At 71.8% G+C, this 11,606-nt stretch carries 13 protein-coding genes; 5 read left to right on the top strand and 8 right to left on the bottom strand.

Translation table 11 applies throughout. The features are described 5' to 3' along the window. Together NBZ85_RS19470 and map are read right to left on the bottom strand one after the other, a co-directional pair. Positions 1-1,034 (bottom strand): epoxide hydrolase family protein (locus NBZ85_RS19470; RefSeq protein WP_261562360.1); only part of this gene is annotated, 1,034 nt, incomplete at its 3' end. A 113-nt stretch (positions 1,035-1,147) separates the two neighbouring features. Beyond that, entirely contained in the window at positions 1,148-1,915 is a 768-nt protein-coding gene (gene map, locus NBZ85_RS19475) for a type I methionyl aminopeptidase (protein WP_261562361.1), read from the bottom strand. A gap of 95 nt (positions 1,916-2,010) precedes the next feature. Between map and NBZ85_RS19480 the strand changes: the two genes are divergently transcribed. Beyond that, positions 2,011-2,274 carry a helix-turn-helix domain-containing protein gene (locus tag NBZ85_RS19480; protein WP_261558865.1) on the top strand — a complete coding sequence of 88 codons (264 nt, stop codon included), beginning with the start codon at positions 2,011-2,013 and terminating at the stop codon, positions 2,272-2,274. A gap of 603 nt (positions 2,275-2,877) precedes the next feature. Continuing rightward, positions 2,878-3,252 carry a hypothetical protein gene (locus tag NBZ85_RS19485; protein ID WP_261558864.1) on the top strand — a complete coding sequence of 125 codons (375 nt, stop codon included), beginning with the start codon at positions 2,878-2,880 and terminating at the stop codon, positions 3,250-3,252. An 89-nt stretch (positions 3,253-3,341) separates the two neighbouring features. Here NBZ85_RS19485 and NBZ85_RS19490 read toward each other — a convergent pair whose 3' ends face one another. Then, positions 3,342-3,554, bottom strand: a complete 213-nt coding sequence (locus NBZ85_RS19490; protein WP_438803095.1) for a hypothetical protein — start codon at positions 3,552-3,554, stop codon at positions 3,342-3,344. A 183-nt stretch (positions 3,555-3,737) separates the two neighbouring features. Continuing rightward, complete coding sequence (locus tag NBZ85_RS19495; protein WP_261558862.1) at positions 3,738-3,908, bottom strand: hypothetical protein; 171 nt, start codon at positions 3,906-3,908, stop codon at positions 3,738-3,740. A 735-nt stretch (positions 3,909-4,643) separates the two neighbouring features. Between NBZ85_RS19495 and NBZ85_RS19500 the strand changes: the two genes are divergently transcribed. The 3 genes from NBZ85_RS19500 to NBZ85_RS19510 all read left to right on the top strand — a co-directional run bounded on the left by NBZ85_RS19500 (position 4,644) and on the right by NBZ85_RS19510 (position 8,205). Further along, entirely contained in the window at positions 4,644-5,990 is a 1,347-nt protein-coding gene (locus NBZ85_RS19500) for a sensor histidine kinase (protein ID WP_261562362.1), read from the top strand. Between the two features lie 159 nt (positions 5,991-6,149). Then, positions 6,150-6,677 carry a response regulator gene (locus NBZ85_RS19505; protein ID WP_261558860.1) on the top strand — a complete coding sequence of 176 codons (528 nt, stop codon included), beginning with the start codon at positions 6,150-6,152 and terminating at the stop codon, positions 6,675-6,677. Next, on the top strand, positions 6,661-8,205 hold the full coding sequence (locus NBZ85_RS19510; RefSeq protein WP_261562363.1) for a hybrid sensor histidine kinase/response regulator: 1,545 nt from the start codon (positions 6,661-6,663) through the stop codon (positions 8,203-8,205). Before NBZ85_RS19505 ends, NBZ85_RS19510 begins: the two co-directional genes overlap by 17 nt. Here the strand turns inward: NBZ85_RS19510 and NBZ85_RS19515 are convergent. From NBZ85_RS19515 to NBZ85_RS19530, 4 genes are all read right to left on the bottom strand, one after another. Beyond that, entirely contained in the window at positions 8,171-8,713 is a 543-nt protein-coding gene (locus tag NBZ85_RS19515; protein ID WP_261558859.1) for a cobalamin biosynthesis protein, read from the bottom strand. The two genes, NBZ85_RS19510 and NBZ85_RS19515, sit on opposite strands and share 35 nt — an antisense overlap. A 7-nt stretch (positions 8,714-8,720) precedes the next feature. Beyond that, positions 8,721-10,244 carry a cobyrinic acid a,c-diamide synthase CobB gene (locus tag NBZ85_RS19520; RefSeq protein WP_261562364.1) on the bottom strand — a complete coding sequence of 508 codons (1,524 nt, stop codon included), beginning with the start codon at positions 10,242-10,244 and terminating at the stop codon, positions 8,721-8,723. Continuing rightward, entirely contained in the window at positions 10,238-10,846 is a 609-nt protein-coding gene (gene cobO, locus NBZ85_RS19525; RefSeq protein WP_261560750.1) for a cob(I)yrinic acid a,c-diamide adenosyltransferase, read from the bottom strand. The genes NBZ85_RS19520 and cobO overlap by 7 nt, the downstream gene beginning before the upstream one ends. Before the next feature lies 1 nt (position 10,847). Further along, positions 10,848-11,606: VWA domain-containing protein (locus NBZ85_RS19530; protein ID WP_261562365.1), on the bottom strand; the 759-nt coding region annotated here is incomplete at its 5' end.

The following is an 11,606-nucleotide window of genomic DNA, read 5'->3' on the forward strand; positions in this document are numbered from 1 at the left end:
GGCCGGTAGATCTCCTTCGGGAAGATCGCCGCGCCGGTGGGGGTGCTCACCTGCTGTTCGGGGGCGCCGAACAGGCCCGCGGCCTGCGTTTCGAGGTACAGCCGGATCGAGGAGCCGATCGTCTCGGTCACCCAGTAGGTGGTGATGTTGGTGAGGATGTCGTCGCGGCTGATCGCCTTCTCCACGTCGCCGTCGCAGTCCGACCAGGTGCGGAACTTCTCCACGATCCAGCCCGCGAGCCCGGCCGGGGAGTCGGCGAGGGCGTGGGCGAGGGTCTGCGGTTTGGTGCCCTGGATGGCCTGGTAGCCGGTCTCGTGCTGGGCGAAGCGGCGGGCGAAGTCGAGGTTGGCGAGCTCGTCGGGGGTGAGGGCGGCCCGTTCGTCGCGGGTCATCGGCGGCGGCGGGACGAGGTTGAGGTGGATGCCGAACAGGCGGTCGGGGTGGTCGGCGCCCAGATAGGCGGTGACGGAGCCGCCCCAGTCGCCGCCCTGCGCGGCGAAGCGGTCGTAGCCCAGGCGGGTCATGAGTTCCACCCAGGCGTCGGCGATGCGGCGCACATGCCAGCCGCGGGCGACCGTCGGCCCGGACCAGCCGTAGCCGGGCAGTGACGGGCAGATGACGTGGAAGGCGTCGGCGGCGTCGCCGCCGTAGGCCGGCGGGTCGACCAGCCGGTCGATGACCCCGAGAAACTCCACGATCGACCCGGGCCAGCCGTGGGTGAGCAGCAGCGGCACCGCGCCCGGGTGCGGCGAGCGGGCGTGCAGGGCGTGCACGGTGGTGCCGTCGATGACGGTGCGCAGGTGCGGCCAGCGGTTGAGGCGGGCCTCGGCGGCCCGCCAGTCGAATCCGTCGGCCCAGTAGGCGCACAGCTCGCGCAGGTAGTCCACGTCGGTGCCCAGGTCCCAGCCTGTGCCGGGGATCTGCTCGGTCCACCGTGTGCGGTGCAGCCGGTGGCGCAGATCGTCGAGGACCGCGTCGGGAACGTCGATGGTGAAGGGCACCAGGGCGGGTGACGCGGGTGACGGCGACGTCATGGCAGGCTCCGAGGGGTCCGGGGTCGGATGGGATGATCACCGGCCGGCGGTGGGTGTCGCGACGGCCAGTTCCGACTATCGACCGCTGCGGTGGCGGGCCGCAACGGACCCGGTCAGGTGGTGGTGAGGATGCGCGGGCCGTTGGCGGTGATGGCGACGGTGTGTTCGACGTGGGCGGCGCGGCTGCCGTCGGTGGTGTGCAGGCCCCAGCCGTCGGCGGCGGTGTAGTAGCTGTCGCGGCCGCCGGCGCAGAACATTGGTTCCAGGGCGAGGACGAGGCCTTCGCGCAGCGGCATGCCCCGTCCGGGCTGGCCGTCGTTGGGCACGCTGGGATCCTCGTGCATGCGCCGGCCGATGCCGTGCCCGCCGAAGCCGCGGGGGATGCCGTAGCCGGCGGCGCGCCCGACCTGGCCGATGGCGGCGGCGATGTCACCGAGGCGGTTGCCGGGGACGGCGGCGGCGATGCCGGCGGCCAGGGCCGCGGCGGTGGTGTCGATGAGGGCGGCGTCGCCGGGGTGGGGGGTGCCGACGGTGAAGCTGATCGCGGCGTCGCCGACCCAGCCGTCGAGTTCGGCGCCGCAGTCGATGCTGACCAGGTCGCCGTTGCGCAGCGGGGTGTCACTCGGGATGCCGTGGACGATGACGTCGTTGACCGAGGCGCAGATGACCGCGGGGAACGGTGTCGGGGCGAACCCGGGGTGGTAGTGCAGGAACACCGGCAGGGCGCCGGCGTCGCGGATCACGGTGTGGGCGACCGTGTCCAGCTCGCGGGGGGTGACGCCGAGGGCGGCGGCGTCACGGGTCGCGCGCAGTGCGCGGGCGACGACGGCCCCGGCGGCGGCCATCGCCTCGATTGCCGCGGTCGACTTCAGCTCCACCATCGCGACCATCCTCCTTCGTCGATGTCGGCGCTGCTGGTGTCGTCGAGACCACCGAACCTGCGCCCAATTACTATACCGGTATTACTATCACGGCCATGGTGCGGACGCCGTTGACCAGAGCGGAGCGGGAGCGCGGCGAGCGGCTCGGGGCGCTGCTGCGGGTCGCGCGTGGCGCGCGCAGCATGGTCGAGGTCGCCGCCGCGGCCGGAGTGTCCGCGGAGACGCTGCGCAAGATCGAGGCCGGGCGCATCGCGACTCCGGCGTTTTTCACCGTCGCCGCGCTCGCCGGCGTCCTCGGCCTGTCCCTGGACCTGCTGGCCGACGCCTGCGACCCGGCGGCGCAGCGCGCCCTCGGTTAGGACGCCGTGCGCCCGACCACGGTCGGTGCGGCGACGCTGTGGCGACAGCGCACGTAAGCGGGGTGAACCGTCCTTTTCCGCCGACACCTGCCTACCGCCGCCGGTGCACAGGTCTTCGGACAGAAGAGGGCCCAGATGTCTGCAGAGAAGGCCATGCGGAGCTGTTCCTCCGGAAGGTGGAGCGAGGGCGGGATCGGTTCATCCCCGCGACCGTCGTGATGGTGTTTCGCTATGCCCTGATCTGACTTTCAGAGGGTGTTTCGCCGGTGCTCGGTGCCCGCCTCTTCGAGAGTGCACCATCCGAGCGGCGCCGCTGTCGAAACGCATCCTAGTGACGGGAGCGGCTCGTGTCTGCATGCGGAACATGTTCGTGTGGCGGCCACATCCACGACGACACCGAAGGCGTCCTTTACGGTCCGTTTTTCCGTTTTGATTCCGGAAAGAGGGGAGCGCATCCGGACTGCCGAGGCTGCGGTGTCAGATGCCCTAGAGCGAGGGCATACATTCGAATTCGAGTTCGGCTTGGCGCTACCCGAGCCGGCTGCGGTACCGTCCCTCTCGCAATCTTCAGCGCGTTCGAAGAAATGACGAGAAGGGATCACAATGACCCAGCAGGAGCAGCAGCAGCAGCGCCAGCAGGTCGAGCAGCAGCTGCGCCAGAACTGGCAGCAGCTGCGCTACCGCATCCTCGACCAGTTCGGTCAGGTCAGCACCGCGGACCTCGACACGGCGACCGACATCGAGGACCTTGTTGCGCGTATCGCGGACAGGACGCACCACAGCGAGCGGTACGTCGAGAACCGTCTGCGTGAGCTGGCGGGCGTCGGCGGTGGCCAGGGTGGCCTGGGTGGCCAGTCCGGCGAGCGTTTCGGCGGCGGCAACCAGGGCAACCAGGGGAACCAGGGGAACCGGGGCAACCTCGGCAACCAGGGGAACCAGGGAAACCAGCAGGGCCAGCCGTTCGGCTCCCAGCAGTAGTTTTTCGAGGTCGGGTCGGTTAGCACCTCGTCTCACCGCGGGGAAGCCGGCGGGCCGCCCATCTTCTGTTCGCTACTCGGCGCGCATGCTCAACATGTCGCGCCGAGTAGTGAACGGATCTCCAGAAGTTCATCAATCAGTTTTACGGTTTCTGTGCTGCGAGGAAGATGGCGTAGTTGTTCCAGCATCGCGTCGGTTTCTTCCATGCTGGGAACGTCGTCGATCGACGCGGCTATCTTGACGATATCGGTTTTGGGAACACCACCTGTCTGCATACCGCACGGTCGCACACGCTGGTTCACCAGTAATTAAGCCAGGGCTACCTCTGTGTTAATTGTGGGGCTGGTTCTGGTGCGACGCGTGATGGTTCGCGGCCAGCGCGGCGTCCCGACGTGACAACGGCCCCGGCCGGCGAGTGCCGGTCGGGGCCGCGGCGGGTGGGGATCGGGTGCCCGCGGACTGGCCTCGGGTGGGTCGGTGACGGCTCAGGACCGGCGCAGGATCGCCTGGGCGGTGTCGCGCAGTTGGCGGGCGCGCAGGCTGGTGTCGGCGGGGTCCAGGTGATCGGCGGCGTCCAGGATCGTCGCCTGGGCGCGGCGGTGGTCGGCGCGGTGGGCCTGCTGGTCGGCGGTGCGGCCCTCGTGCAGGGTGGCCATGTGACTCCCTCGTGGGACGGGTCCCGGCGGCGGGATGCCGGTCGGGGCTGCGGCGGTGCTGGGGTGGGGAGTGCCGGCGGTGGGTCTGCCCGCTCAGTGTGCGCATCCCGGCGACGAGGTGCCTCCCCCGGCCCGAAATCCCACATCCGGTTCTGGCCGGTGTGGCTTGACTGCGCGCCGTGAGTACTGATGTGCACCTGCGGCCCGCCGTGACCCGTGGTTCCCCCGGGACCGGCGGCGCCGGGCGATCCCATCCCGATCTCGCCCGGTTCCTCGCCGCGCCTGCGGGCTGACCGGCCGGCGACCCGCCGGGGCCTCAACACCGGCCGCCCAGGCGCAGCCCTCGCGCCGCTCGACATGCGCAGACCGCCGGGCTGGTTCATCCTTGTCAGGCGCTGCCTGCTGGTCGCCTGCGACCGGATGTTGTGCCTGTGCCCCGTGTGCCTCCTGGCGGCTGTGCCGATGGAGCCGTCTTTCACGTCGGGAGACCGAACCGTGATACCTGATGCCGACACCGACCTCGCCCCCACACCCGATGGTCGCATCGACGATCGCGGGGTAAGGAATCGGCGAGCAGGCGATCGGGCGGTAGCGGTCCCATCGACATCGGGCGGTTCCGCTCGCCGGGTAAAACGGACTCTGACGACAGCCTTCTCAACCCTGCTGGCGTTCCAGGTGCTGCTGGGCATCGTGTGTCTTCTGGCCACGATCTCGGTGAGGTCCCAGGTTCATAATGTGGTGCGGAACATCGCCGCCGAACGGCAGGCCAACGACGAGATCCTCGTCGACATGACCAATGCCGAGACCGGTGTTCGCGGCTATCTGATCAGCCGTAACCAGTCCTTCCTGGCGCCTTACGACACCGGTACGGCCGCGCTGCCCGCCAGGTTCGCGACAGTCGAGCAGCACCTGCCCGGCGATCCCCGTCTGCGCGGCCGGCTGGCGGCCGAGCGGGCCGAGGTGTCCGCGTGGTACCGGGACTACGCCAGGCCGGTGATCGCCGGCGCCACCCCGGACCCGGCAGATGGCAAGCGGCTGTTCGATGCGTTCCGGGCATCGCAGGCTGCGGTTGCCGACATGCTCGACCGCCACCGCGAGGCCAAGATCGATGAGCTCAATCGCACTCAGGTCGGGACGCTCGCCCTGGTTGCGGGCTGCCTGGTGATCGGGTTGGTGGTGGGCACGCGGACCGCGGTGGTCACCACCCGTCGACTGGTCCGACCTCTGACGGCGGTGACCGAAGCGGTGCGTTCCCTGGCCCACGGCCGTCTCGTGACCCGACCCATGCCCGCCGGGCCGGCCGAGGTCCAGGAGGTCGGGTGGTCGGTGAACGTCCTGGCGGACCAGTTGGACCGGGTGGCCGACGAACGGGCCAGCGCGGCGGCCCGGCTCCAGAAGGCCAACGACGAACTCGAAGCGTTCTCCTACAGCGTCTCCCACGACCTTCGGGCCCCCTTGCGTGCCGTCACCGGCTTCTCCCACATCCTGGTCGAACAGCATGCGGACGAGATGTCGGAACAGGCCCGGGAACTTCTGAACCGGGTGGAACGAGGCGGCCAGCGCATGGGTGCCCTGATCGACGACCTGCTCGCGTTCGCCCACGTCGGACGTCAGGAGCTGACCAAGACCACGGTTCACCCGGCGGACATCGCCCGAGAGTGCCTCGCCGACCTGAGCGCCGAGCAGGAGGGCCGTCATGTCGAGACCCTCGTGGAGGATCTTCCGGCCTGTCTGGCCGACCCGGCGCTGCTGAAACTCGTCTACACGAACCTTCTGTCGAACGCGCTCAAATACAGTCGGGGGAGAGATCCGGCCCACATCCGGATCGGGAGCCACGCGGAGTCAGGTGCCACAGTCTACTTTGTCAGCGACAACGGGGCGGGTTTCGACTCGCGTTATGCGCACAAACTGTTCGGCGTCTTCCAGCGGTTGCACAAGTCGGAGCAGTTCGAGGGAACGGGTGTCGGGCTGGCGCTGGCCGCTCGCATCATCAAGCGCCACGGCGGTCAGATCTGGGCGGATGGGAAAATCGACCAGGGCGCCACCATTTCGTTTACTCTTCCCGTGGCCGCACCATCATGACCAGGTTTTCGCCGGATGTCCTGGCCGGGCGGGCTCCGGATGGGACACATCGCCGCGCGCTGGCGTATCTCAGCGCCGCTCCGGGTACCACCAGGGAAGCCGACGGGTCGCCCGGAACCGGTGCGACATTCTCGTGCGCATCTGATGAGGGGGTGCGGAGTGAGCGTCGAGGGCCTGGACATCCTGCTGGTGGAGGACGACTCGAACGATGCCGATCTGACCCTGTACGCCCTGCGCGACGAAAAGGTCATGAACTCCGTTCATGTCGTTAGCGACGGCGCGGAGGCGCTGGATTTCCTGTACTGCACCGGCTCCTATGCCGACCGGCGACCGGCGGGCCCACCCAAGGTGATCCTGCTTGACCTCAAGCTGCCGAAGGTGGATGGGCTGGAGGTGTTGAAAAGCATCAAGGACGACCCGAAGCTGCGGTCGGTGCCCGTGGTGATGCTCACCTCCTCGCAGGAGGAACGGGATGTCCTGGCCAGCTACCGCCTCGGTGTGAACAGCTATATCGTCAAACCGGTCGATTTCAAGCAGTTCGAGGACGCGATCCGGTCTGCCGGGATGTACTGGCTGTTCCTGAACCGGCCGCCGGTCCGCAACAGCGTGGGGTCTGCGCCGCGGCCGACGAGCGGAGAGGCGGCATGCCGTGCCGAAGATGCATCTCCTCATGGTGGAGGACTGTGACGACGACGCCGTTCTGATCGTCAGTCAGTTGCGCGGCGGTGGACTCGACGTCAGCTATGACCGGGTGGAGACCGCCGGCGAGCTGACCGCCGCGCTGCGCGCCCATCCGCCGGACCTGGTGACCTGTGACTACAACATGCCGGCGCTCAGTGCCGAGCACGCGCTGAAGCTGCTGGCGGACAGCGAGCTCGACGTCCCTTTCATCCTCGTCTCCGGCCAGGTCGGAGAGGAGACGGCGGCGGCGCTCATGCGCTGCGGCGCGCACGATTTCCTGCTCAAGGATCGCCTGACCAGGCTGGTCCCCGCGGTGCAGCGGGAACTGCGCGAGGCGGCCGACCGGCGGAAACGCCGTCACGCGGAACAGGAACGGGAACGCCTCGAACAGCAGCTGCACCAGACCGAGCGGCTGGAATCCCTCGGCCGGCTCGCGGGCGGCGTGGCCCACGACTTCAACAACCTGCTCTCCGTCATCATGGGTTATGCGGAGATGCTCGCGGAGACGCTGTCCACCGATGACCCACGCCGTGCCGACATCGGTGGAATCAGCCTCGCCGCCGAGCGGGCCGCGGCCCTGACCCGCCAGCTACTCACCTTCAGCCGGCAGAAACGCACCCAGGCGGAGACGCTCAACCTCAACGACGTCGTCACCGCCACCGAAAGCCTGCTGCGGCGCACCATCGGCGAGGACGTCGAGTTCGTCACCCAGCTGGATCCGGGGCTGTCCCAGGTCACCATCGACCCCACCGGAATCGAACAAGTCGTGATGAACCTGTGTGTCAATTCCCGGGCCGCCATGCCACACGGCGGCCGGATCACCATCACCACCGCCAACGTGGGTGGCCCTGCCGGCCCGGCCCGCGGCCCGCGGGCACCGGAGGGCCGCTGGGCGTGCCTCACCGTCGCCGACACCGGCTGCGGCATGCCCCCGGAGGTGGCGCGGCGCGCCCTGGAGCCCTTCTTCACCACGAAGGGGCCGGGCGAGGGAACCGGCCTCGGTCTCGCCACCGTCTACGGTGTTGTCACGGCGGCCGAGGGAAGGATCAGCATCGATTCGCAGGTCGGGCAGGGAACCACCATCGGGGTGCTGCTGCCCTGCTCGGAGCAGTCCGCATCACGCCGCCCGGCCGCTGGCCCGGCCGGTCCCGACCGGCGCGGCGACGGTGAGACCATCCTGGTGGTGGAGGACAACGAGGCCGTCCGCGACATCACCACCCGGATCCTGGCCCGCTCCGGGTATCAGGTTCATGAGGCGGGTTCTCCCGCCGAGGCACTGGAGCGGTTCGGGGACACCGGCACCCGGATCGATGCCCTGCTCACCGATGTCGTCATGCCTGGCATGTCCGGCTATCAGCTCGTGGAGCGCTTCCGCCGGCGTCACCCCGCGCTGCCCGCGATGCTCGTGTCCGGCTATGCCGCCGGCGGGGCGCCGGGCGCCGCCACCGCGCCGGCCGACCTCCCCCACCTCCAGAAGCCCTTCACCGCGGGCGCCCTGCTCAGCAAGGTGCACGAGCTCCTGGGCCCGTCCTAGGCGTGGGTGTGGGCTGGCGGGCGACGGCGATCGTGGCCCGCCGGCCGGTGCGTTTGGGTAGCAGCAGGACCGGCCGCGGCGCGGCCGGATGCCGGTGGAGGGGAAGCAGGCACGCCGCCTCGGCGACGCCCGGTATCCCGAGCGCGGCCTGCACGGCGGCGCTGGGATGGGGGACGTCGACCGTGGCGAGACGCGCCGGTGGATATCCCACGACGGGCCAGCGGTGGTGGCCGGCGGCCGCGACGATGCCCGCCTCGTCGCGGCGGGCGGTGACGGTGGCCAGCAGGCGCACCGCGCCCGTCGGCACGCCGAGTTCCCGCAGCGCCGCGTCGATGAGCGCCAGGATCTCCCCCGCGTCGACCCCGGGCCGCGCGCCGACCCCGACGACCAGATCGGCCGTGCCCCGGTCATCCGCCGCGACGACGCGCGTAGCCGGTGGGTTGCGCCTGTCGTCCTGGTGCGCCTCGCCGGCCCGGCCGGACGGGTCGCTCGGGCGGCGGGTTGCCATCGGGGGCTCAGGCCGCGCCGGGACGGCGACCGTATGCACGCGCGGCGGCGAGCAGGCCGGTGGCGATCTGCGGCCGTCCGGCCCAGTGCAGGTGCAGGTAGGAGGCGTGCACCCGGCGCTGCACGAAGCCCTCGGCCAGCCATCGCGACGGCGCCTCGGCTGGTCCCGCCGCCGGCGGCGTCCCGGGCCGCGCCGGTGGCGTCGCGCCGGCAGGGGCGGCGGGCGCCGGGTCGACGGCGGGCAGCCACCAGGCCGCTGGGGGTGCCCCGGTGGGCGGGGGAAGCAGGACGGTGCGGTGGAACTCGTGGGCGGTCAGGACGCTCCCGGCGGGGGCCAGTGGGCTGGGCGTGGCGGCGACGGCGCGGCGGTAGCCGAGGGTGAGCCGCGGGCCCATCACCGCGTCGACGTCGAGGACGGCGCACATCGGCGCGCCGTCGAGGCTGCGGGCCAGGTAGAGCAGCCCGGCGCATTCGGCGACGATGGGGGCGCCGCGGGCGGCGAACGCGGCGATCTCACCGCGCAGGCGGGTGTTGGCGGTGAGCGCGCCGACGTGTTCCTCGGGGAAACCCCCACCGATGATCAGCGCGTCGGTGCCGGCGGGCAGCGTGTCGTCGCGCAGCGGGTCGACGGCGACGACGTCCGCGCCGGCGGCGGTGAGCAGTTCGGCGTGCTCGGCGTAGCCGAAGGTGAACGCCGCTCCCCCGGCGACCGCGACCCGCGGCGGCCGCCCGGCCGTCGCATCCCCCACCGGCGTATCCCCCATGGCGGAGAGTGCGAGGGTCGGATTCCAGGCGTTGGTGCGCAGCGGTGGGGCGGCGCGGGCGACGCGCAGCAGGCCGTCGAGGTCGCAGGAGGCGGCGATGAGCGCGCCGAGGCGGTCGACGGCGTCGACGGCGGCCGGGCGGCGTTCGGCGGCGGGCACCAGGCCGAGGTGACGTGAGGGGGTGTGCACGGTCTGTTCGCGGGGAACCGCGCCGAACACGGCCATCCCGATGTCGGCGAGCGCCTCGGTGAGCAGCTCGCGGTGGCGCGGCGAGCCGACCCGGTTGAGGATCACCCCGGCGAGGTGGAGGCGCGGGTCGAAGGCGCGGAACCCGGCGACGAGCGCGGCGATGGAGCGGGCGGCGCCGGAGACGTCGACGACGAGGATCACCGGGGCGTCGAGCAGGCGGGCGACGTGCGCGGTGGAGGCATGGTCGGCGGCCTCGCCGGGTTGCGGGCGGGCGACCCCGTCGAACAGGCCCATCACGCCTTCGACGACGGCGATGTCGGCGCCGGTGGCGCCGTGGGCGAACAGGGGGGCCAGGCGCTGCGGGCCGGCCAGTACCGCATCGAGGTTGCGTCCGGGGCGGCCGGTGGCCAGCGCATGGTAGCCGGGGTCGATGTAGTCGGGGCCGACCTTGTGCGGGGAGACCCGCAGGCCGCGGGCGCGCAGCGCGGCCATCAGCCCGGTGGTCACCGTCGTCTTGCCCGCCCCGCTGGTCGGGGCGGCGAGCACGAGGCGGGGCAGGGCGAGGGGGGCGGTCACCATTCGATGCCCCGCTGGCCCTTCTGCCCGGCGTCCATCGGATGGCGGATCTTGGTCATCTCGGTGACGAGGTCGGCGGCGTCGAGCAGCTCCTGCGGGGCGCGCCGCCCGGTGACGACGACGTGCTGGCGGCCCGGGCGGGTGCGCAGGGTGTCGACGACCTCGGCGACGTCGAGCCAACCCCAGTGCAGCGGGTAGGTCATCTCGTCGAGGACGTAGAGCCGGTAGGTTTCGGCGGCCAGATCGCGGCGGATCTGCGCCCAGCCCTCGGCCGCGGCGGCCGCCGGGTCGCCGTCGGGGTCGACGCGGCCCTGCACCCAGCTCCACCCGGAGCCCATCTTGTGCCAGTCGACCGAGCCGCCTTCACCGGAGTCGGCGAGCACGCCCAGGGCGCGTTCCTCGCCGATGCGCCACTTGGCGGACTTGACGAACTGGAACACCCCGACCGGCCAGCCCTGCGACCAGGCGCGCAACGCCAGGCCGAACGCGGCGGTCGACTTGCCCTTGCCGTCGCCGGTGTGGACGATCAGCAGCGGCCGGTCGCGGCGGGCGCGGGTGGTCAGGCCGTCGTCGGGGACGCTGGTCGGCTGTCCCTGCGGTGCCATCTCAGGCCACCTTTCCCGCCCGTGGCGGCGTCGGCGCCGGTGGTGGCGGGGCCAGCAGTGGCAGGGCGTCGAGCCCGATCGTGATCCCGCCGAGGGCGTGGGCGAGCCGGCCGGCCAGGCCCAGGCGCAGGAAGCCGCTTTCGCAGTCGACGACGACGCTGGCCAGCCCGCCACGGCCCGCGCCGCCCCCCGCCGCGCCGCGCCCGGCGCTGGCGGGGCGGCCGGTGGCGGATCCGCCCGGCCCGCCGGCGGCGCGGACCAGGGCGCGGGCCACCGGCAGCGGGTCGGCGCCGGCGGTGGCGCGTCCGTCGGTGACGACGACGAGCAGGGCGCGCCGCGCCGGGTCGCGGCGCCGTTCGGCGCGCAGCACCTGCCCGGCGCGGGTGAGCCCGGCGGCCAGCGGGGTGCGCCCGCCGGTGGGCAGGGCGCGCAGCCGGGCGGCGCCGACCTCGACGCTGGCGGTGGGGGCGAGCACGACCTGCGCCCCGGACCCCCGGAAGGTGATCATGCCGATGCGGTCGCGGCGCTGGTAGGCGTCGACGAGCAGGGCCAGCACGGCGGTGGTGACCAGGGTCATCCGCGCCTGGGCGGCCATCGACCCGCTGGCGTCGACGACGAACAGCACCAGGTTGCCCTCGCGGCCCACCCGTACCGCGCCGCGGCGGTCGGCGGGCAGGACGATCGGGGCCGCGCCGCGCCGGCCGCGGGCGTGCTGGTGGGGGGCGGCGGCCAGCAGGGTGGCGGGCAGGTGCACCCCGGG

Origin of the sequence: Frankia tisae, from assembly GCF_025403405.1 — a bacterium.
Classification (GTDB): Bacteria; Actinomycetota; Actinomycetes; order Frankiales; family Frankiaceae; genus Frankia; species Frankia tisai.